Source organism: Polynucleobacter sp. MWH-UH23A (assembly GCF_040409805.1).
GTDB lineage: Bacteria > Pseudomonadota > Gammaproteobacteria > Burkholderiales > Burkholderiaceae > Polynucleobacter.
The window spans coordinates 1,197,542-1,218,257 of sequence record NZ_CP099572.1 but is presented as its reverse complement, the minus strand read 5'-3'; the positions used below and the strand labels follow the sequence as shown (position 1 = coordinate 1,218,257).

Annotated in this window: 21 protein-coding genes; 17 read left to right on the top strand and 4 right to left on the bottom strand. The window is 46.3% G+C overall.

Annotated elements, in window-relative coordinates; genetic code table 11:
• Positions 1-2 precede the first annotated feature (2 nt).
• The 17 genes from leuC (at position 3) to NHB35_RS06320 (ending at position 16,693) form a co-directional block, all read left to right on the top strand.
• Positions 3-1,412, top strand: coding sequence for a 3-isopropylmalate dehydratase large subunit (gene leuC / locus NHB35_RS06400; RefSeq protein WP_353431554.1), 1,410 nt, complete (start codon positions 3-5; stop codon positions 1,410-1,412).
• Between the two features lie 10 nt (positions 1,413-1,422).
• Complete coding sequence (locus NHB35_RS06395; protein ID WP_353431553.1) at positions 1,423-1,632, top strand: hypothetical protein; 210 nt, start codon at positions 1,423-1,425, stop codon at positions 1,630-1,632.
• A gap of 36 nt (positions 1,633-1,668) precedes the next feature.
• On the top strand, positions 1,669-2,316 hold the full coding sequence (gene leuD / locus NHB35_RS06390) for a 3-isopropylmalate dehydratase small subunit (protein ID WP_353431552.1): 648 nt from the start codon (positions 1,669-1,671) through the stop codon (positions 2,314-2,316).
• 23 nt (positions 2,317-2,339) lie between these two features.
• A complete protein-coding gene (leuB, locus tag NHB35_RS06385; RefSeq protein ID WP_353431551.1) occupies positions 2,340-3,410 on the top strand; it encodes a 3-isopropylmalate dehydrogenase in 1,071 nt (356 codons plus the stop codon).
• Between the two features lie 66 nt (positions 3,411-3,476).
• Positions 3,477-4,634, top strand: coding sequence for an aspartate-semialdehyde dehydrogenase (asd, locus tag NHB35_RS06380; protein WP_353431550.1), 1,158 nt, complete (start codon positions 3,477-3,479; stop codon positions 4,632-4,634).
• Positions 4,635-4,642: 8 nt separating this feature from the next.
• Positions 4,643-6,037 (top strand): FimV/HubP family polar landmark protein, encoded by a 1,395-nt coding sequence (locus NHB35_RS06375; protein WP_353431549.1) that lies wholly within the window; start codon positions 4,643-4,645, stop codon positions 6,035-6,037.
• Positions 6,038-6,045: 8 nt separating this feature from the next.
• A complete protein-coding gene (gene truA / locus NHB35_RS06370) occupies positions 6,046-6,876 on the top strand; it encodes a tRNA pseudouridine(38-40) synthase TruA (protein WP_353431548.1) in 831 nt (276 codons plus the stop codon).
• Positions 6,877-6,892: 16 nt separating this feature from the next.
• Positions 6,893-7,570 carry a phosphoribosylanthranilate isomerase gene (locus NHB35_RS06365; RefSeq protein WP_353431547.1) on the top strand — a complete coding sequence of 226 codons (678 nt, stop codon included), beginning with the start codon at positions 6,893-6,895 and terminating at the stop codon, positions 7,568-7,570.
• A 30-nt stretch (positions 7,571-7,600) separates the two neighbouring features.
• Complete coding sequence (trpB, locus tag NHB35_RS06360) at positions 7,601-8,794, top strand: tryptophan synthase subunit beta (RefSeq protein ID WP_353431546.1); 1,194 nt, start codon at positions 7,601-7,603, stop codon at positions 8,792-8,794.
• Between the two features lie 64 nt (positions 8,795-8,858).
• The gene (gene trpA, locus NHB35_RS06355; RefSeq protein ID WP_353431545.1) at positions 8,859-9,656 is read left to right on the top strand and encodes a tryptophan synthase subunit alpha; all 798 of its coding nucleotides are present in this window, start codon (positions 8,859-8,861) and stop codon (positions 9,654-9,656) included.
• 5 nt (positions 9,657-9,661) lie between these two features.
• Positions 9,662-10,549, top strand: coding sequence for an acetyl-CoA carboxylase, carboxyltransferase subunit beta (gene accD, locus NHB35_RS06350; RefSeq protein WP_353431544.1), 888 nt, complete (start codon positions 9,662-9,664; stop codon positions 10,547-10,549).
• On the top strand, positions 10,533-11,879 hold the full coding sequence (gene folC / locus NHB35_RS06345) for a bifunctional tetrahydrofolate synthase/dihydrofolate synthase (protein WP_353431543.1): 1,347 nt from the start codon (positions 10,533-10,535) through the stop codon (positions 11,877-11,879). The genes accD and folC overlap by 17 nt, the downstream gene beginning before the upstream one ends.
• A gap of 3 nt (positions 11,880-11,882) precedes the next feature.
• A complete protein-coding gene (locus tag NHB35_RS06340; RefSeq protein ID WP_353431542.1) occupies positions 11,883-12,656 on the top strand; it encodes an SPOR domain-containing protein in 774 nt (257 codons plus the stop codon).
• Complete coding sequence (locus NHB35_RS06335) at positions 12,656-13,222, top strand: CvpA family protein (protein ID WP_353431541.1); 567 nt, start codon at positions 12,656-12,658, stop codon at positions 13,220-13,222. Before NHB35_RS06340 ends, NHB35_RS06335 begins: the two co-directional genes overlap by 1 nt.
• Before the next feature lie 4 nt (positions 13,223-13,226).
• Complete coding sequence (gene purF, locus NHB35_RS06330) at positions 13,227-14,765, top strand: amidophosphoribosyltransferase (protein WP_353431540.1); 1,539 nt, start codon at positions 13,227-13,229, stop codon at positions 14,763-14,765.
• 70 nt (positions 14,766-14,835) lie between these two features.
• The gene (locus NHB35_RS06325) at positions 14,836-16,044 is read left to right on the top strand and encodes an O-succinylhomoserine sulfhydrylase (RefSeq protein ID WP_353431539.1); all 1,209 of its coding nucleotides are present in this window, start codon (positions 14,836-14,838) and stop codon (positions 16,042-16,044) included.
• Entirely contained in the window at positions 16,028-16,693 is a 666-nt protein-coding gene (locus NHB35_RS06320) for a class I SAM-dependent methyltransferase (RefSeq protein ID WP_353431538.1), read from the top strand. The genes NHB35_RS06325 and NHB35_RS06320 overlap by 17 nt, the downstream gene beginning before the upstream one ends.
• On the opposite strand, the gene NHB35_RS06315 is transcribed toward NHB35_RS06320, so the two are convergent.
• The 4 genes from NHB35_RS06315 to NHB35_RS06300 form a co-directional block, all read right to left on the bottom strand.
• The gene (locus NHB35_RS06315) at positions 16,690-17,796 is read right to left on the bottom strand and encodes an ABC transporter ATP-binding protein (protein WP_353431537.1); all 1,107 of its coding nucleotides are present in this window, start codon (positions 17,794-17,796) and stop codon (positions 16,690-16,692) included. The two genes, NHB35_RS06320 and NHB35_RS06315, sit on opposite strands and share 4 nt — an antisense overlap.
• On the bottom strand, positions 17,796-18,458 hold the full coding sequence (gene modB / locus NHB35_RS06310) for a molybdate ABC transporter permease subunit (protein ID WP_353431536.1): 663 nt from the start codon (positions 18,456-18,458) through the stop codon (positions 17,796-17,798). The genes NHB35_RS06315 and modB overlap by 1 nt, the downstream gene beginning before the upstream one ends.
• 79 nt (positions 18,459-18,537) lie before the next feature.
• Complete coding sequence (locus NHB35_RS06305) at positions 18,538-19,347, bottom strand: sulfite exporter TauE/SafE family protein (protein ID WP_353431535.1); 810 nt, start codon at positions 19,345-19,347, stop codon at positions 18,538-18,540.
• Positions 19,348-19,350: 3 nt separating this feature from the next.
• On the bottom strand, positions 19,351-20,592 hold the full coding sequence (locus NHB35_RS06300) for an FAD/NAD(P)-binding oxidoreductase (protein ID WP_353431534.1): 1,242 nt from the start codon (positions 20,590-20,592) through the stop codon (positions 19,351-19,353).
• Positions 20,593-20,716: the final 124 nt, after the last annotated feature.

Sequence of the window (20,716 nt, the reverse complement as noted above, 5' to 3'; positions counted from 1 at the left end):
TCATGTCTCGTACGCTTTATGACAAATTGTGGGATGACCACGTTGTTTACTCTGAAGAGGATGGCACAGCCACGATCTATATTGATCGTCAATTGCTGCACGAGGTAACCAGCCCTCAGGCATTTGAAGGTCTGAATCTGGCTGGCCGTCCTGTTTGGCGCATCTCTGCCAACTTGGCTGTTTCTGATCACAATGTGCCAACGACTGATCGGAGTCAAGGAATTACTGATCCTATTTCCAAGTTGCAAGTAGATACTTTGGATCAAAACTGTGACGCATTTGGGATCACCCAATACAAGATGAATGATACCCGCCAGGGTATTGTTCATGTGATTGGGCCAGAGCAGGGCGCAACTTTGCCGGGAATGACGGTGGTATGCGGTGATTCGCATACAAGCACGCATGGTGCATTTGGTGCCTTAGCGTTTGGTATTGGCACATCGGAGGTCGAGCACGTTCTCGCTACACAAACATTGCTTATGAAAAAGAGCAAGAATATGTTGGTGCGCGTAGATGGTCGCTTACAACCAGGTGCTACTGCAAAAGATATCGTCTTAGCTGTGATTGGCAAGATTGGTACAGCTGGTGGCACGGGTTACACCATTGAATTTGCAGGTGAAGCTATTCGTAATCTCTCTATGGAAGGTCGGATGACCATCTGCAATATGGCAATTGAAGCGGGTGCTCGTTCCGGTTTGGTTGCCGTAGATGAGACAACGATTGAATATATTCAAGGTCGTCCTTATGCGCCTAAGGGACCTGCCTTATTGCAAGCTTTGCAATATTGGAGAACCTTGCACTCAGATGCTGATGCAAAATTCGATGCGGTTGTTGAGTTGCGTGCCGAAGAGATTGCTCCGCAAGTAACTTGGGGTACATCGCCAGAGATGGTTCTCTCTATTAGCGATCGTGTTCCAGACCCAGAAAAAGAGCGCGACCCTAATAAACGTTCAGCGATTGAACGTGCTTTGGAATATATGGATCTCACTCCAAATACACCGCTGAGTAGTATCTCAGTTGATAAAGTGTTTATTGGTTCATGCACCAATAGTCGTATTGAAGATATTCGTGCTGCTGCAAAAGTGGTTGATCGTATTGGCAAAAAAGTAGCGCCCAATATCAAGCTTGCATTAGTTGTTCCAGGTTCTGGTTTGGTAAAAGCTCAAGCAGAGCGCGAAGGCTTGGATCGTATTTTTAAGGCCGCTGGATTTGAGTGGCGTGAGCCTGGGTGTTCAATGTGCTTGGCAATGAATGCTGACCGCCTTGAGCCAGGAGAGCGTTGTGCATCAACCTCTAATCGTAACTTTGAAGGTCGCCAAGGTAATGGTGGCCGTACTCACTTAGTGAGTCCTGCAATGGCTGCAGCTGCAGCTATTGAAGGTCACTTTGTAGATGTTCGTAAGATTTCTTAAGGGTAATTCAATGAAATTTTCTCCAGTTTCCTTAATTGCTAGATTGGCTATTGTTGGAATCATTGGGTTGGTGATTGCAGCTTGCACTAGCACCCTCGAGGGTATGGGAAAAGATTTGCAAACCATGGGTAATGCGATGGGTGGCTCTGGCGCAAATACAACTCAACAAAATCAATCTCAGACTCAGGGTAAAGATGTCGTTGTTACTCCTGTGAAGTAAAAAGATTTAGATTAAATATTTAGCGAAGTTAGAATCATGGAAAAATTTACGGTATACAAAGGACTAGTTGCTCCGCTCAATCGTGAGAATGTGGATACCGACGCAATTATTCCGAAACAGTTTTTAAAGTCGATTAAGAAAACTGGCTTTGGCCAAAACTTATTTGATGAGTGGCGTTATCTTGATCATGGTGAACCTGGCCAAGATTGCAGCAAACGTCCCGTGAATCCCGATTTTGTTCTAAATCAGCCGCGCTACAAAGGTGCTGGCATTTTGTTAGCACGCAAGAACTTTGGCTGCGGTAGCTCTCGCGAACATGCTCCTTGGGCTTTGGATCAATTCGGCTTTAGAGCGCTTATTGCGCCTAGCTATGCAGATATTTTCTATAACAACTGCTTTAAGAATGGTCTTTTGCCTATCGTTTTGAGCGAGATTCAAGTGGACCATCTCTTTAATGAGACCATGGCTTTTAGTGGATATCAGCTCACAATTGACTTGGAAGCACAGCAGGTCATTACCCCTGATGGCACCGCCTATAGCTTTGAGGTAGCTCCATTTAGAAAATATTGCCTCCTGAACGGTTTGGACGATATTGGCTTAACTCTGCGCCATGCAGATAAAATTAAGGCTTTTGAAGCTGAGCGCATTTTGAAGATGCCTTGGCTGGCAACCCAGTTGCCATAATTTATTGATTTAAAGGCCTGTTCATGAAAATTGCAGTTCTCCCGGGCGATGGGATCGGCCCGGAAATCGTTGCTCAAGCCGTTCGCGTTCTCAAAGCGCTCGGCCCAAAGTTTGATCTGGAAGAAGCTCCTGTAGGTGGTGCTGCCTATGATGTAGCTGGACATCCTTTGCCGCCAGCCACGCTTGAGTTAGCTAAGAAGGCTGATGCGATTTTATTTGGCGCAGTTGGTGATTGGAAATATGACTCACTCGCACGTGAATTACGTCCCGAACAAGCGATCTTAGGTTTGCGCAAACATCTGGAGTTGTTCGCTAACTTTAGGCCTGCGATTTGCTATCCAGAATTGACTGCGGCTTCTAGCCTGAAACCAGAAATTATTGGCGGTCTCGATATTCTGATTGTGCGTGAGCTCAATGGCGATATTTACTTCGGTCAGCCACGCGGTATTCGTTCTTCTGAGTTACCTTTGTTTAAAGGGGCGCGTGAGGGCTTTGACACAATGCACTATAGCGAGCCTGAAGTAGAGCGTATTGGACGCGTTGCATTTGAAGCGGCGCAAAAACGTGGCAAGAAGGTATGTAGTGTTGATAAGGCAAATGTGCTGGAAACATCCCAGTTGTGGCGCGAAGTCATGATTCGGGTATCAAAAGATTATCCAGATGTAGAGCTTTCTCATATGTATGTAGATAACGCCGCAATGCAGCTCGTGAAAGCACCAAAAGCATTTGATGTTGTTGTGACCGGCAATATTTTTGGTGACATATTGTCAGATGAGGCAGCCATGTTGACAGGTTCAATCGGTATGTTGCCTTCTGCATCTTTAGATAAGAACAACAAGGGTTTGTATGAGCCTAGTCATGGTTCCGCTCCCGATATCGCTGGCAAAGGAATCGCAAATCCTTTGGCAACGATTTTGTCTGCAGCCATGATGTTGCGTTATTCATTAGGAATGCCTCCTGATGCAGATCGTATTGAGAAAGCGGTTCAGAAAGTATTGGCGCAAGGTTTACGTACTGCGGATATCTACACTGAGGGCACGAAAAAAGTGTCAACGGCAGAGATGGGTGATGCAGTAGTAGCGGCATTAGGATAAGCGGTTAACTGGAAATAACAACGGAGCAGTTCGAAAGTAATCACATTCACTAAATAGTTGATGATCATGGCAAATACAAAAACACCTTTGGTAGGTTTAGTTGGCTGGCGTGGAATGGTTGGTAGCGTTCTGATGGAGCGTATGCTTGCTGAAAAAGATTTCGATCTAATCGAACCAGTTTTTTTTAGCACCAGTCAAGCTGGTGGAGAAGTTCCGTTATTGAATGGTCAAAAAGTAACTAAGAGTGAAAGCACCCTTCAAGATGCGAATGACATTAAGGCATTGGCTCGTTGCGACATTATTCTGACTTGTCAGGGCGGTGATTACACCAATGAAATTTTCCCTAAGCTGCGCGCTGCAGGCTGGAAAGGCCATTGGATTGATGCTGCTAGCGCATTGCGCATGAAAGATGATGCGGTATTAATCTTGGATCCGGTAAATCGACCTGTAATTGATAAAGCCTTAGCTGCTGGTGGCAAGAACTGGATTGGAAGCAACTGCACAGTAAGCTTGATGATGATGGCTATGGGTGGTCTCGTTAAGGCGGATATGGTTGAGTGGATTAGTGCCATGACATATCAGGCCGCTTCTGGCGCCGGTGCGCAGAATATGCGCGAGTTGCTTTTGCAAATGGGCGCACTGCGTGATAGCGTTGCCGCCGAATTAGCCGATCCTTCTTCATGGATCTTGGATATCGATCGCAAGGTAACTGAAACATTGCGCTCTGCGGATTTTCCGAAAAAGAATTTCCGTAATACCGCTTTAGCTGGCAGCTTAATTCCATGGATCGATGTGCCTGTAGAAAACGGCCAAACTAAAGAAGAGTGGAAAGGCGGTGCTGAGTTTAATAAGATTCTTGGCCGTCCCGCATTCCGCACTCCGGGCAGTATTCCTATTGATGGCTTATGTGTTCGTGTCGGCGCAATGCGTTGCCACTCACAAGGCCTCACAGTAAAGCTGAAGAAAGATATTCCACTCAAAGAAATCGAAACCATTTTGGCGAATGACAATCAATGGGTGAAAGTCGTTCCCAATGATCGCGAAACTACTGAGCGTGATTTATCGCCTGCAGCGGTGAGCGGCACTTTAACAGTCCCTATTGGACGCCTCCATAAATTGGCAATGGGACCCGAGTACCTTGGCGCATTTACGGTTGGCGACCAGTTGTTGTGGGGTGCGGCTGAACCTTTGCGCCGCATGCTTCGCATTTTGCTAGAAAATTAATTACGTTAATGTCGCACAAGACTCAAATTGGCTTTCTAAAAGCACTTTGCTTTGTATGGCTCGGTTGGGCCTCTTCAGCATGGGCGGTCTCTTTTGGGTCGCCTCAGTTGCAATCTCGTCCCGGTGAGCCACTGCGCGTTGAGATTCCGATTCGGATCAATGCAGATGAGCTGAGTGCTTTAGAGTCTTTAAAGGTGATGCTGCCTAATCAAGTTGTCTATGAGCGCACTGGCGCTTCGCAAAAAATATTGGATTTAAATCCGCAGGCGATGGTCTACCGAAATCGCCAAGAACAATTGATGGTCTTAGTAGAGACAGTCAATTCTGTACCGATTACAGATGATCCATTTTTGGATGTGCTAGTAAATCTCTCATGGTCTAGCGGTAGCATTACAAAGACGTTCACCTTGTTAGTGGGTGATGCGCAGAAGGTGCTTGTAAAGCCTGGCCAAACCCTATCCGAAATAGCTGCTTTGATGACTCCACAATTGGAAGGGGCAACACTTGATCAAACCATCATGGCGTTATACAAGGCTAATCCAGATGCATTTGCCAGTGGTAGCATCAACCGCTTAGCCGCAGGTACTGAGCTTAATAGACCTAGTCAAGCGCTGTTGCGTTCGATCAGCCCTGCAGAAGCAAATCAATTTGTAGCGCAAGCAAATGAAGAGTGGCGTTCTGAGCATGAAGCTAAAACAGGTCAAAGCGGTGATAAATCTCTTGCGAATAAGTCAGCGGATACATCCGCCCAGGATCGTCTGAAGATTGGGTCTAGCGCTGAAGGTAGTGACCAAGAGCGTCTCTATGCCGAAAATCTAGTTGCCCAAGAGAAAGAATTAGAGCTAGCCAAAGTGCGCGTGGCTGAGTTGGAGAAAAATATTGCTGACTTGCAACACTTGCTTGATAGATCTAAAGAGAAAAAAGCGGTCGATAATAATTTTGCTTTTGGTGGATTTAGATTGACCATTTTAGCTATTGCTCTGATAGTTCTTGCTGGATTATTGTTGTGGGGATTGGCTCGTCACGCTCGTCGTTCTGAAAGCCCAATACATGAGGGGATCGAGCCTCCTATTTCATCACCAGCTCAAGCGAATACTAGCTCATCAGCATTTGAAATACCTGAACGTGCAAAAGCCTTATTTGCGGGAATTGATTTGGATTTATCAAAACCTGTAGCACCTGTTCAGCAAAGCTCAGAGAAATTATTAGAGCCAATCTCAAATCCTTTGGCTGACACATTGCGTGTCAAGCTCAATCTTGCACGTGCTTACATTACCATTGAGGATTTTTCTGCCGCCAAGAAATCACTTGAGGAAGTATTGCAAGTGAGTAATACAGTTGATCCGGCAATTACGATTGAAGCCCAGGGCTTGTTGTCGGAACTTGCACATCGTCAATCCTAAGACGGGCAATGCGAATCGCGCTGGGTCTTCAATACGACGGTAGCCCGTATTCAGGCTGGCAGCTTCAGCCTAAGCACGCCACCATTCAGGGCGAACTCGAAAAGGCAATCGCTGGATTTATTGGGGAGGCGGCTAGCAAAGATGGGCCTATTCAAACGATTACGGCAGGTAGAACAGATGCTGGTGTTCACGCTTTAGGTCAGGTAGTGCATTTTGATACACACGTGGAACGTGAGATGTTCTCTTGGGTGAGGGGGGTTAACTCCTATTTGCCAAAGTCGATTGTGGTGAACTGGGCTACCGAAGTCTCGGAAGAATTTAGTGCGCGCTTTAGCGCAAGCGAGCGCACGTACATCTATGCATTGCATGCAGGTCCGTGCAGTTCGCCGATGATGAATGAGAGAGCGGGTTATGTGATGTTGCCTCCCGATATATGGTTTGATGTTGATGCGATGCGTGAAGCTGCGACTTGTCTTATCGGTGAGCATGATTTCAGCTCGTTTAGATCATCAGAGTGTCAAAGTAAAACGCCGGTTAAAACGATGTATTCCATTGACATCGTCTCTGAAGAACCCTGGCTGTATTTCAAAATACGCGGTAATGCTTTTTTGCACCATATGGTCCGTAATTTAGTTGGCTCATTTTTGATGATTGGTCGAGGAAAAAGAAAGCCTGAGTGGATGGCAGAAGTGCTAGCCGCAAAAGATCGTCAAATGGCAGCCCCCACATTTATGCCGGATGGGCTGTATTTAGCCAAAATTACCTATCCCGAGGAGTTTGGTATCCCAAGCCCTTGGTTGAAAAACTCTTGGCTGCCAGACAGCTTGATTGGGGCTTAAGCCTTATCATTGACCCATGGGCTTACTGACATACTCACCTGGTCGCACAAGGGTCAAAATCTGTGGTTTACGCACCTCAGCTGATATTGATGCAGCGGTCAGTGCAGGCGTAGATGCCGTCGGCTTTGTGTTTTACCCACCTAGTGTACGTGCCGTAACCCCCAATATTGCCGCCCAGCTTATTGCTCGGCTTCCTGCTGGAATAGATGCGGTTGGCTTGCTGGTTAATGCTACTGACGAGGAAATTGCAGCTATTCGTGCAGCCGCTCCAATTACCCTTTGGCAGTTTCATGGCGATGAGACGCCGGAAAGATGCGCCCAAATAGCCCAAAACGAGCCTTGGATGAAGGCTGCACGCATTGGGAAGCAGTTCGCATTTGACGATTTTTCCCTACAATATAGGGATGCAGACGCTTTTCTGCTGGACGCCCTAGTAGAGGGCTACGGTGGCGGAGGCGTTCCTTTTGATTGGCAGGGGATTCCACAGACATGGGTAAGCGAAAACGCGCCTCGGGTCGTTTTGAGTGGTGGATTGAACGCGCACAACGTGGGCGAGGCGATTGCTCGCCTTCATCCTTGTGCGGTTGACGTCAGTAGTGGCGTTGAAAGCAGCAAGGGTGTCAAAGATGCCGCGCTCATGACTCAATTTGTTAAGGCTGTGCGCGCTGCTGATGCTAAAACATCTCCCCAATAGATTGCTGTAAATAAATCAAAAGAGGTAAATATGTACGACAAGCCAGATGCTCGAGGACACTTCGGTCCTTATGGTGGTGTGTTCGTTTCCGAGACATTGATGTATGCGTTAGATGAGCTTAAAGAAGCTTATGCAAAGTATCAGCATGATCCCGAATTTCTGGAAGAGTTTCATTACGAGTTAAAACACTTCGTTGGCCGTCCTTCTCCCATCTATCACGCAAAGCGTTGGAGTGAAATGTTGGGTGGTGCGCAAATTTATCTCAAGCGTGAAGACTTAAACCATACAGGCGCCCACAAAATTAATAATGTGATTGGCCAAGCAATGCTGGCAAAGCGCATGGGTAAACCACGCATTATTGCCGAAACAGGCGCAGGGCAGCATGGTGTTGCGACTGCAACAATTTGCGCTCGTTTTGGCTTAGATTGCACTGTTTATCAGGGCTCCGTTGACGTAGCGCGCCAAGCGCAAAATGTCTTCCGTATGAAATTGCTGGGAGCCAAAGTTGTACCGGTAGAGTCTGGCACCAAAACTTTAAAAGACGCACTGAATGAAGCTATGCGCGACTGGGTTACCAATGTTGATAACACCTTCTACATTATTGGCACAGTAGCAGGACCCCATCCTTATCCAATGATGGTACGCGATTTTCAAAGTGTCATTGGTGAAGAGTGCAAGGTACAAATGCCAGAGATGACCGGCAACCAACCTGATTACGTTTTGGCATGCGTGGGTGGTGGTTCAAATGCAATGGGTATTTTTTATCCCTACATCGATGTACCCAACGTCAAATTAATTGGTGTTGAAGCAGCAGGGCATGGCTTGACCAGCGGCTTGCATTCTGCAGCTCTTTGCGTTGGTAAGCCTGGTGTTCTGCATGGTAATCGCACCTACTTATTGCAAGATGAGAACGGTCAAATTTCTGAGACGCACTCTGTATCTGCTGGTATGGACTATCCAGGTGTTGGTCCTGAACATGCTTGGTTGAAGGACTCAGGGCGTGCTGATTATGTTGCAATCACCGATGAAGAGGCTTTACAGGCTTTCCATGATTGCTGCCGTATTGAGGGGATCATTCCTGCTTTGGAATCCTCCCATGCTATTGCACATGCTTGCAAGCTAGCTAAAACACTACCAAAAGATAAGACTATCTTAGTAAACCTATCCGGTCGCGGTGATAAGGATATGCATACTGTGGCACAGGCAACTGGCTCTGAAGGTTAATGGCTAAGGTCAATACAAGCAAAAACAAAAAAAGAAAAACAAAAAGAAAAAAAGAAACTTCCTTATGTCAAAAATTACCGCATTATTTAAAGAGCTTAAAGCCACAGGCAAAAAAGGATTGATTCCTTTTATTACGGCGGGTGACCCAGATCCAAAACTGACTGTCGAACTCATGCATGCATTGGTGCGTGGTGGATCGAGCGTAATCGAGTTAGGCGTGCCATTTTCTGATCCAATGGCAGATGGTCCTGTGATCCAAAGATCATCTGAACGTGCGTTAGCACAAGGTGTGTCATTGCACTCATGCTTGGAAATGGTTAAAGAATTTCGTAAGACGGATACAAAGACTCCGGTGGTGTTGATGGGTTATGCCAATCCAGTTGAGCAAATGGGCTCTGAGCGATTTGCGAGCGAGGCAAAAGCAGCCGGTGTGGATGGTGTATTAGTAGTTGACTACCCACCGGAGGAGTGCGTAGATTTTGCTGCACGTATGCGGGCAGCGGGTATCGACCCCATCTTTTTGTTGGCACCAACTTCCTCTCATGATCGCATTAAAGAGGCTGCAAAAATCGCTTCAGGCTACATTTATTACGTATCAATGCGCGGAGTTACTGGAGCATCCCATCTGAATACCCAAGATGTGGCTAGTATCCTTCCTAAAATTCGCGGGGAAACCGATATTCCGATCGCAGTGGGCTTTGGTATTAGCGATGCTGCCAGTGCCAAGGCTGTATCCGCTAGCGCCGATGCTGTAGTGATCGGCAGCCGCATTATTCGCTTATTGGAGGATGCACCCCATGGTCAGGCGGTACAATCACTAGAAACCTTTATTCGTGAGATTCGCGACGCATTGGATAGCTAAAACTGATGAGCTGGATAGATAAATTACTCCCACCCCAAATTCAACATACTGATCCAGCGAATCGCAAATCGGTACCAGAGGGACTATGGGTTAAGTGTCCGAGTTGTGAGACCGTTCTTTACAGTACAGACATTGAAGCAAATTTATCGGTTTGCCCAAAATGTAGTCACCACATGCGGATCGGTGCGCGTCAGCGTTTAAATAGTTTGTTTGACGAAAAGGGTCGCTATGAAATCGGAGCTGATATCTATCCAACCGATCCCTTGAAATTTAGGGACTCCAAAAAGTACCCTGATCGCATTAAAGAAGCAAATGATGCATCCGGTGAAACTGAGGCCTTGATTGTGATGGGTGGCAAGATTGAGAGCATTCCAGTTGTAGCTGCTTGTTTTGAGTTCCAGTACATGGGCGGATCAATGGGCTCCGTTGTTGGCGAGCGCTTTGCGCGTGGAGTTCAAGAGGCTATCAATAAGAAGTGTGCGTTTATATGTATTACTGCAACGGGCGGCGCTCGTATGCAAGAGAGCTTGTTGTCACTTTTCCAGATGGCAAAGACAAATTCAATGTTGACTTTGCTATCTAAAAAAGGTTTGCCTTATATCAGCGTATTGACTGATCCCACTATGGGCGGAATCTCAGCTAGTTTTGCATTCATGGGCGATGTTGTCATGGCTGAACCAAAAGCATTGATTGGATTTGCTGGGCCGCGCGTCATCGAGCAAACTGTTCGCGAAAAATTACCTGAAGGATTTCAGCGTTCAGAGTTTTTAATGCAAAAGGGTGGAATCGACATGATCGTCGACCGTCGACAAATGCGTGGCGAGATTGCGCGTTTGCTGGCCTTATTGCAAAAACTTCCAGAGCCTGCGATTGCGGGTGGCTCAGCCGTTTAAGCGCTTGAGCACCGCGCATCAAAACCCAATTCTTTTTAATAGCCTCGAGGCTTGGCTTGGCCACCTTGAAACTGCTCACCCAGTCGGTATCGATATGGGGCTTGAGCGCATTAATCGCGTTAAGGCTGCATTAGATCTCCATTTTGATTGTCCAGTAATTACGGTCGCAGGCACAAATGGCAAAGGCTCGACATGTGCCTATCTCGAAAGCATCTTACTTGCCTCGGGTTATCGTGTGGGTTGCCATACTTCACCCCATCTTCTGGTATTTAATGAGCGCGCCCGCATTAATGGCGAAGAAGTCAAAGATGCGCTCTTACTTGAGAGTTTCGCCGCTGTTGAAAATGCGCGTGTTAGCTTGGTTGATGCGCCAACGCTCACTTATTTTGAGTTCACGACTTTGGCAATCATGTATTTATTCTCAAAGTCGAACTTAGATGCGGTGGTGCTAGAGGTGGGCATGGGCGGTCGTTTGGATGCGGTCAATATTGTTGACGCTGATTGCGCTATTGTCACTAGCATTGATATTGACCATGCCGATTTCTTGGGTGGTACACGCGAAGCAATTGGTCTGGAGAAGGCAGGGATTTTTCGTCCAGGGCATACCGCTGTCTGTGGGGACCCAGTGCCGCCAGAATCCTTAATTGATTATGCTGAGAAATTGGGTTGTGATCTTTGGTTGCAAGGTCGAGATTACAACTTCCAAGGCGATAAGCAACAGTGGGGTTGGGCAGGACGTGGAAAACGTTTCAGCGGTTTGGGTTATCCAGCCTTGCGGGGTGCAAATCAAATCCTGAACGCATCCGCAGTAATAGCGGCGTTAATGGCCTTGCATCAGCGCTTGCCTGTAAGCGCCCAAGATATACGTAACGGTTTTGCGATGGTAGAGCTCCCTGGCCGTTTTCAGGTTCTTCCGGGACAGCCAACAGTTGTGCTAGATGTGGCTCATAACCCTCATGCAGCAGCTACTTTGGGGCAGGGTTTGGATAAGATGGGTTATCACCCGTACACTTATGCCATTTTTGGCGCCATGGCGGACAAAGATATCGAAGGGGTTATTAAGCCCCTCCTGAATATCGTAGATTTTTGGTTTTGCACGGATTTGCCAACCTCTAGGGCAGCGTCCGCAAAAGCCTTAGCTCAGAAGCTCGAATCCATGGGGGTCAAGCCTAAAAATGGGGCTGACGGGGGGATTGAAATCTTCGAAAATCCCGCTTTAGCGTATCAAAAAGCGCTATCTCAGGCGCGTGAGGGTGATAGAATTGTGATCTTCGGATCCTTCTATACCGTTGCAGGCGTAATGGCTTATCGAAACAACCAGGCGCATTGATCCATGATTCGTTTACCAAGCTTTTTTAAGCGAAAAACTCAGTCTGATGACCTTGAAGCAGGGTCTGTGGGGCGTCGCTCCACCAAAAGAGCTGCGCCTCGCGCATTCCAACGCGCCTTAGAGTCTGAAGAACTCGCTCTTACCGAAGATCCTGAACAACAACGTGCTCGTCATCGCTTAATCGGCGCAACCGTTTTGGTGTTGATTGCAGTGGTCGGACTCCCGCGTATTTTGGATAACAAACCTAAGGCTGTTAGTAATGACATCGCAGTCAATATTGTGACGAGTTTGCCAACCCCGGTTCCTGACCCAAAGCCTGAACCAAAAGCGGAAGAAAAAGCGAGAGTAGAAACAAAACAAGAGGTACCAGCAGAGGTGCCTAAAGTAGTTGCACCTGCACCTGAAGCAAAAGCTGAGGCTAAGCCGCCCGCTCTAGGCTTGGCGGCTGGTGAAGAGGTGGTTGCGACAGCTTCTAACGCAAAGGCAAAGGTTGATAATCCGGCTAAGACAGCTGATAGCGTAGCGTCAAAAACAAATGTGAAGTACATCATTCCAGTTGGCACATTCGAGACTGAAGAGAATGTCAAGAACGTCACCACAAAACTGAAAGAGAGCAAAATTCCTTACGCTGTGTATACCAAGACAAAGAGTGATGGAGTAAAGCAGACTGCATTCCGTGCTGGCCCATTTACTGACAGAGATGCGGCAGAGGCAGCCTTAAAGAAAATCAAAGCCTTGAATCCCACTGCCAAAATTGTAGAGAGTGCTAAGCAGTAATGGAATATTTATCCACCTTAAAACTAACTTCGGTGGATTACTTCACCCTAGTTGTACTTTTGGTTTCGGCTTTAGTGGGGATCTCTAGGGGGCTATTTAAAGAAGTTCTCGCTCTAGCCTCGTGGTTCGTGGCCGCCTGGGTTGCCTACCATTACAGTAACTATCTCTCCACTGAATGGCTCTCGACTTTTCACCTAGAAGAGCTGTTAAGTCTTGGATTAAGTTTCTTAATTTTGTTTATCTTGACCTTAATTGTTTGCGGCTTATTTGGCGGTGTTGTACAAAAGATTATTTTGTCTGCAGGTTTGAGTCTGACGGATCGCTTCCTGGGTTTAGTGTTTGGCCTAGCGCGCGGCGGCTTAATTGTTGTGGTGTTAGCCACATTAGCAGCCTTGACCCCAATCCCGCAAAGTATGGCTTGGAAGAATGCAATTACTCGACCAGCGGTTGATATGGCAACTGGCTTGATAAAAGGATGGCTTCCAAGTGATTGGGCAAAACAGTTAAGCGATGCCATGCCAAAAGTTACCCCAACCATTACTCCTAAATTAACAATAGGAATCTAGCGATATGTGCGGCGTTGTCGGAACCGTTTCCCATTCACCAGTAAATCAGCTTCTTTATGATGCCTTGTTGCTTTTGCAACATCGCGGTCAAGATGCTGCTGGTATCGCCACCATGAATGGCAATTCATTTACGATGCACAAGGCTAACGGTTTGGTGCGAGATGTATTTAGAACACGCAATATGCGTAGCTTAGTGGGTAATGCTGGTATTGGTCAGGTGCGCTATCCAACGGCTGGCTCTGCTAGTAGCGAAGAGGAAGCACAACCATTTTATGTAAGCGCTCCATACGGAATTATATTGGCGCATAACGGTAATCTTACTAATGCTCCGAGTTTGCGCGTTGAGATGGCTTACCGTGATCGTCGTCACATCAACACTAGCTCAGATACCGAAGTATTACTAAATGTTTTGGCTGATGAACTTCAGAGGGAAACTAACAGTGCTGCCTTAGATGAGGGCGCAATGTTTAATGCGGTTACTGGCGTTGCTAGTCGCGTTAAAGGCTCTTACGCTGTTGTTTCCTTGATTGCCGGCTATGGGCTTCTAGCATTCCGCGATCCATTTGGTATTCGTCCTTTGTGCATTGGCCGAATTGATACCCCTCAAGGCCCTGAATGGATGGTTGCCTCAGAGTCGGTCGCTCTGGAGGGTCTTGGTTTCACATTTGTGCGTGATGTCAATCCAGGGGAAGCGATTTATATCGATTTGGATGGGAACTTCTATGCTCGCCAATGTGTTGCAAATGCCGTTCTCACACCATGTATCTTTGAATATGTTTATATGGCTCGTCCCGATTCCACTATCGATGGGGTGACTGTCTATAACGTGCGCATGCGCATGGGTGATTACTTGGCGGAGAAGATTCGCAAAGAGACGAACGTTGATGAGATCGATGTAGTCATGCCAATTCCGGATTCTAGTCGTCCTGCTGCGATGCAAGTAGCTAAAAATCTGGGTGTGGATTATCGCGAAGGGTTTTTCAAGAATCGCTACATTGGCCGCACCTTCATCATGCCTGGTCAGGCCGTTCGCAAGAAATCAGTTCGTCAAAAACTGAATGCGATGCGTGTGGAATTCAAGGATAAGACAATCTTGATTGTTGATGACTCAATTGTTCGCGGAACCACTTCTTTTGAGATCGTGCAAATGGCGCGCGAGTCTGGCGCCAAAAAAGTGATATTTGCCTCAGCTGCGCCACCAGTACGTTTTCCTAATGTGTACGGTATAGATATGCCAACTCGTAGCGAGTTAGTGGCTTATGGTCGCACAGATGAAGAAATCAATAAGATGATTGGTGCCGATCAGTTGATCTACCAAAGTGTTGAGGATATGAAACAGGCGGTTCGTGACATTAATCCTAAGATTCAGAACTTTGAAGCCTCTTGTTTTGATGGCAATTACATTACTGGCGATATCAATGAGTCGTATTTAGATGCTTTAGAGGCGCAACGTAATTCCTCTGCAGCTAAGGCTGACCGTCAGCGTGATTCAAGTGATTTTGCTCGCTCGCAGCTGCATTTGCATCTGGCAACCGAAGACTAAAAAGCCACACGATCATCTCTGATTACGCCTTCTCTGAGGCAAATCTATCATTCGGTGTCAAAATAGCGGTATGAAGAGTAAAACCACCCGCAAAAAACCTGATTTTTCTAAGTTGGCGCTTGAGACGATTGCCGTCCGCGCTGGCACTCGTCGCACCCCCGATTATCAAGAGCACTCCGAAGCGATGTTTCTGACATCTAGCTTCTGTTTTGATAGTGCTGAGTTAGCTGCCGATGGATTTGCTCATGCTGACCAGGGCTTTATTTACTCGCGCTTCACCAATCCTACTGTCAGTATGTTTCAAGATCGCCTAGCTGCCTTAGAGGGTGGTGAGGCTTGTATTGCTACTGCATCTGGAATGTCTGCAATTCTGACTATGGCAATGGCTCATCTTCAGGCTGGCGACCATGTCATTTGTTCACGCTCTGTATTTGGTGCAACGATTCAATTGTTCACTAATATCTTGGGTCGCTTTGGCATCACTACAACCTATGTGGATTTAACAGATACCAAGGCATGGCAGGGCGCTGTTCAGCCTAATACAAAGCTATTTTATCTAGAGACGCCTTCAAATCCTTTGACTGAAATTGCGGATATCAAAGCCATCTCTAAGATTGCTAAGAAAGCAAACGCTTTATTTGCTGTTGATAACTGTTTTTGCACGCCTGCATTACAAAAACCATTAGCGCTAGGAGCTGATGTTGTGATCCACTCCGCCACTAAGTATTTGGATGGTCAGGGTAGAGTTGTAGGCGGTGCAATTGTGGGCAGCAAGGATTTTGTGATGGGTAAAGTTTTTCCATACGTTCGCACCGCTGGACCAACCTTGTCGGCATTTAACGCCTGGGTATTTTTAAAGGGTTTGGAAACACTTGAGCTTCGTATGAGGCAACAAAGCCAGAACGCCCTTGCTTTAGCTCAATGGCTTGAGAAGCAGTCTGGCGTTGAACGCGTTTACCATCCTGGCCTGAAATCACACCCTCAGCATGCTTTGGCAAAGCGCCAACAAAAAGAGGGTGGAGCAATCGTTTCCTTTGTGCTCAAGGGGGGTAAAAAAGCTGCCTTTAAGTTGATCAATCAAACCAAGCTTTGCTCTATTACTGCAAACTTAGGCGATACACGCACAACCATTACACATCCTGCGACAACTACACACTGCCGCGTAAGTCCAGAGGCACGTAAAGTAGCTGGAATTTCTGATGGTTTGGTGCGCATTGCTGTCGGTTTAGAAAATATCAACGATCTCAAGAGTGATCTTGTTGGTGGACTCAAAAAATAAACAAGTACATCAAGATAAACCTATGGGGTTTTGTGATGCTACACAGTTCTGGAATGAGCGCTTTGATAATGAAGAGTTCATCTTTGGCAAAGAACCCAACGAATATCTAGTTGAGAAATCCAAGCAGCATCTAAAGCCTGGTGACAGAGTCTTATGTATTGCGGATGGCGAAGGGCGCAATGGTGTTTGGCTGGCCAAGCAGGGAATGCAGGTTGTCGGCTTTGATGCTTCTGATATTGCGCTCAAAAAGGCAAAACGGTTTGCCCAAGAGAATAAGGTTGATGTGGAATATGCATTCTCAGATACAGATAGTTATTCATGGCCCAAGAATGCTTACGATGCGGTGATAGGAATTTTTATCCAATTTGCTGATCCCGCAATGCGTGAGCGAATTTTCCAAAAAACCTATGAGACCTTAAAGCCTGGTGGAGTCTTTATTCTTCAAGGCTATACACCAAAGCAGTTGGAATATAAGACTGGTGGCCCATCTCTTATTGAGCATCTTTACACCGAAGAGTTGATTCGAGAGCTAGCTAAAGATTTCTCTATACTTGAGCTACGTTCTTATGAAAAGTTTTTGTCTGAGGGTGCTAGACATGAAGGCATGTCTGCATTGCTAGGCTTGGTGGCCCAGAAACCTAGGCATTAATTACTAAAGCGCCTTGGATCATTAATGGGGCGCAGTGGCATGATATGAATTTTGCCCCCATCAATTTCTAGATGGCATGTTTTGTTGGCTTCTAGGCTTAGTCGTTTAACTTCGGCAGCAGAAGCTTCCCAGATAACTGCATGGCCTCCTTCGATCGTCCTCAATTGAATAACGGCTATCTGTCCAATTGCGCTAACTTGTTCAACCATCACCTCAATAGAGGTGGGGCTCTGAGTCACATCTAAGCTTAAGCCATCAGCGGGAATAACCCAGGCGACAGGCGTATTGGGCGGTATTTTTCCCTTATCAACAACATTAAATACCCGCTGGCAGCCATTCCAACTCAGTTCCCCTGCGGTAAAGATGCCTTCGAATTTATTGTTGATGCCAACTAGCTCCGCAACACGAGAGTTTCGTGGGCGCTCAAACAAAATTTTGGGTGGCGCTGTTTGCAGACCAACACCTTGGTCAATTACCGTAATTCGGTCGGCCAAGAGATCAGCCTCCCTCAAATCGTGCGTCACCAGCAATATAGGAATATTTAAATCCTTGCGTAGTTGTGCAAGTGTTTTATATAGACTCTGGCGTGTTGGAGCATCAATCGCGGAGAAGGGTTCATCTAGCAATAAGATCTTTGGTGATCTAGCAAGAGCTCTTGCTAGCGCAACACGTTGTTGTTGTCCGCCAGACAATTGATTTGGCATACGTTTTGCAAGCTCGCCAATACCCATGCGATCTAACCACTGTTGAGCCAATGCTTTGCGCTCTTCCAATAATGGCACAGAGTTATATAGGGGAATGCAAACATTATCGAGTGCGCAAAGGTGTGGGAACAGTGCATATTGCTGAAACAAGAACCCACATGAGCGTTGAGCAGGGCTCAGTGCTGTGGTGATGCCTCCAATATCAGTAGCTTCAAACCAGGTGTTGCCATCGCATTCAATTTTTCCTGTTTGTGCATTACTTAATCCAGCAATAGTGCGTAGTGCCGTTGTTTTACCACTACCTGATGGACCCACTAGGGCATGCAGCTCACCAGGTGTGCATTCAATATTGAGTTGTAGGGGTGTGGGTGAAGCTTGAGTGAGCTTTACTCTTAACATCAGGCTCTCCACTCTGAATTACGAGATTGATTTGATTGGCGACCAAAAACGCCATAAGAAAGAGCGATAGCCACTAATGAAGTGCCTAGTAATATTAGCGAAAGCACTCCAGCACCCGAGGTATCAAAGCTTTGTACTTTGTCGTAGATCGCAATCGACACGGTTTTTGTTTCACCTGGAATCGCTCCGCCAACCATTAGGATGACACCAAATTCACCAAGCGTATGTGCAAATGTTAAGACTGCAGCGCTGGTGATGCCACGCCATGCGAGGGGTAGTTCAATCAACCGAAAGATTTGCCATTGAGATAGGCCACTAACTTCAGCTGCCTCACGAATTTCTGGGTGAATAGATTCAAAAGCGCGCTGAATTGGTTGAATAGCAAATGGCAGATTGACGATGAGCGATGCAATTAAGATTCCTGTAAATGAAAATACCAGAGGGATGCCAAAAAAACTTTTTCCGCCCAAGCCAACAAGAAGATAGTAGCCAAGAACGGTAGGGGGTAGAACCAAAGGGAGGGCAAGGGCTGCCTCAATCCAAGATCGTCCTTTGCGCATCCTCTGAAGGTAGTGCGCTACCCAAACTCCAAAAGGCAGAATTAGGACCAAAGTCCATAAGGCTAACTTTAGGGAGAGAAGAAGGGCATCAATATCAATCACCCTTGAATTGTATTGCCATTGGCTATAAAAAAGACCGCTTCTGCGGCCTTTAGCCTTTTCTCAATAGATTCTCTCTACATTAAGTAGCGCACTTATAAATTAGGCTGATAGCTACCAGAAAGGTAAATATGGAAAAAATTTGCTGGACTCGAGGGCCACTCATTTTTCTTTCGAGAATTTTTCCAATCAATAGCCCAATAAGAGAGCCGCCGCTAAAAGGTATGGCAATCGATAAATCAAGCGTTCCTGAAACAAGAGATATCGCTGCGCCACCAGCGGAGACTATTGCCAACACGCCTAAAGAGGTGGCGACAATAGCCTTCATTGGGAGGTCGGTAAATTTCTTCAGCGAGGGGACGATGATAAAGCCACCACCAACCCCAAGTAGCCCAGATAAAAATCCAGCACATGCTCCTGCGAGCATCAATGATCTGGCGCATGGCACCGTCCAAATTAATTTGCCAATGGACAGATCCAATTGGCATGGAGGAGGCTTAGTTAGCACAGGAGGTTTGCCTGCAATGGTTTGTGTAGCCTGAATGAACATTTTGCTCGATACATAAATGAGCACAGCGCTAAAGATCAGTAGCATTGGTGTGTTTGGCGCTCTCTGAGCGACCCATAGACCCAGAGGTGAAAGTAAAAGACCAAAGCCAGCCATGAACATAGCCGCCTTATAGCGCAACACTTTGGAATAGAGTCCAATCAATGCACCTACGCCAGCTGACAAAGCAATTGCAGTTAATGCAATAGGACCCGCATCAGCAATTGGCATGTGAAAAGCAAAAACCAGAAGCGGTACTGAAAGTATGCCTCCACCTGCGCCAGTCAGCCCCATGAGGACGCCAATAAACATCCCCAGGGCCGGAGCTAGAAGAATGTGTTCCATGCTTTAATTTTCAAATGGTCGTGCGAGCCACTCCCTTCCTTTGAGCATTGCATTCCAATAAAGCCAGGGCAGCACATCCTTCTTCAATATCCAAGCTAGCTTGGTAGCCTTAAGTGGATTAATTAACCATGGGAAGGTTGGCAATAACTTTCCGCCGTATCCAAATTCTGCAAGAACAATTTTTCCTCTTTCAACGGTTAATGGACAAGAACCGTACCCGTCATACTTGAGAGGCATTGGTTGATGATGTTTATGTGCCAATAAATTCTCGGCAACGACAACCACTTGTTTTCTGGCAGCGGCAGCCGTTTTTGAATTCGGTGAGGAGCAGCAATCACCCAAGCTAAATATATTTGGATAACGGGTGTGCTGCAGAGTGAACTCATCTACCTCTACCCAACCATCTGCATTAGCAACAGGACTACCTATCAAACAATCTTGGGGCCCTTGTGGTGGTACAACGTGCAGCATGTCAAAAGATTTTTCTATTTGGGAAGTATTGCCATCGGCATCTTTAACGGCAAAGATCGCTTTCTTATTCGGACCATCAACCGAGATGAGATTGCAGTTAAAGTTCAAAGTGGCATCATATTTTTTAACGTATTCCATTAACGGTGGCACAAAATCTGCCACACCAAACAAAGCTGCGCCAGCATTGTTTAGTTCAACATCAATATTTTTAAGTCTGCCTTGTTTTTCCCATTCATAACAAGAGAGGTACATTGCCTTTTGTGGGGCACCTGGACATTTAATTGGCATTGGCGGTTGTGTGAAGATCGCCTTTCCAGATTTCATTTGTTTGACTAGCTCCCAGGTGTAAGGGGAGTAGTCATAACTATAATTAGATGTAACACCATTCTTTCCAATGGTGTCTACCAATCCAGGGATTGCCTCCCACTTCATTTTGAGCCCTGTGGCAATTGCCAGATATTGGTAGTGAATTGGATTCCCGTGAGCAACTCGTACTTCATTTGCATCAGGATTAAAGCCCGTTATTTTGTCTTTGATCCAAGTAACGCCTGCTGGAATGATGTCTTTAGTTTTGCGCTTGCTGCTTTTGACGTCGAAGGCCCCACCACCAACAAGGGTCCAAGATGGTTGGTAGTAGTGATCCTCAGAAGGCTCGATAATTCCAATTTTGAGTGATTTATCCCTATTTTTGAGGCTTGCTGCCAATCCGATGCCAGCAGCACCGCCACCTGCAATTAAGACGTCATATTCAGTATTGCGCTGTATTGTGTTCATCTAATTCGCTTTCAAGTTCAATGGTTATATAGCTAAACAGTCTTTATTACTAATAGTAATATATATATAAGGGTTAGTTATTAGTGTATTTTTACCAGCTTTATTAAATAATTTCACCTAGAAA

Excerpts from the sequence above, each read along its gene's own strand:
- trpA (WP_353431545.1), top strand. The coding sequence starts at position 8,859 with ATGTCAAAAATTACCGCATTATTTAAAGAGCTTAAAGCCACAGGCAAA.
- NHB35_RS06365 (WP_353431547.1), top strand. The coding sequence starts at position 6,893 with ATGGGCTTACTGACATACTCACCTGGTCGCACAAGGGTCAAAATCTGT.
- leuD (WP_353431552.1), top strand. The coding sequence starts at position 1,669 with ATGGAAAAATTTACGGTATACAAAGGACTAGTTGCTCCGCTCAATCGT.
- NHB35_RS06325 (WP_353431539.1), top strand. The coding sequence starts at position 14,836 with ATGAAGAGTAAAACCACCCGCAAAAAACCTGATTTTTCTAAGTTGGCG.
- leuB (WP_353431551.1), top strand. The coding sequence starts at position 2,340 with ATGAAAATTGCAGTTCTCCCGGGCGATGGGATCGGCCCGGAAATCGTT.
- NHB35_RS06375 (WP_353431549.1), top strand. The coding sequence starts at position 4,643 with ATGTCGCACAAGACTCAAATTGGCTTTCTAAAAGCACTTTGCTTTGTA.
- accD (WP_353431544.1), top strand. The coding sequence starts at position 9,662 with ATGAGCTGGATAGATAAATTACTCCCACCCCAAATTCAACATACTGAT.
- asd (WP_353431550.1), top strand. The coding sequence starts at position 3,477 with ATGGCAAATACAAAAACACCTTTGGTAGGTTTAGTTGGCTGGCGTGGA.
- NHB35_RS06305 (WP_353431535.1), bottom strand. The coding sequence starts at position 19,347 with ATGGAACACATTCTTCTAGCTCCGGCCCTGGGGATGTTTATTGGCGTC.
- NHB35_RS06300 (WP_353431534.1), bottom strand. The coding sequence starts at position 20,592 with ATGAACACAATACAGCGCAATACTGAATATGACGTCTTAATTGCAGGT.
- NHB35_RS06395 (WP_353431553.1), top strand. The coding sequence starts at position 1,423 with ATGAAATTTTCTCCAGTTTCCTTAATTGCTAGATTGGCTATTGTTGGA.
- leuC (WP_353431554.1), top strand. The coding sequence starts at position 3 with ATGTCTCGTACGCTTTATGACAAATTGTGGGATGACCACGTTGTTTAC.
- NHB35_RS06340 (WP_353431542.1), top strand. The coding sequence starts at position 11,883 with ATGATTCGTTTACCAAGCTTTTTTAAGCGAAAAACTCAGTCTGATGAC.
- trpB (WP_353431546.1), top strand. The coding sequence starts at position 7,601 with ATGTACGACAAGCCAGATGCTCGAGGACACTTCGGTCCTTATGGTGGT.
- NHB35_RS06315 (WP_353431537.1), bottom strand. The coding sequence starts at position 17,796 with ATGTTAAGAGTAAAGCTCACTCAAGCTTCACCCACACCCCTACAACTC.
- purF (WP_353431540.1), top strand. The coding sequence starts at position 13,227 with ATGTGCGGCGTTGTCGGAACCGTTTCCCATTCACCAGTAAATCAGCTT.
- NHB35_RS06335 (WP_353431541.1), top strand. The coding sequence starts at position 12,656 with ATGGAATATTTATCCACCTTAAAACTAACTTCGGTGGATTACTTCACC.
- truA (WP_353431548.1), top strand. The coding sequence starts at position 6,046 with ATGCGAATCGCGCTGGGTCTTCAATACGACGGTAGCCCGTATTCAGGC.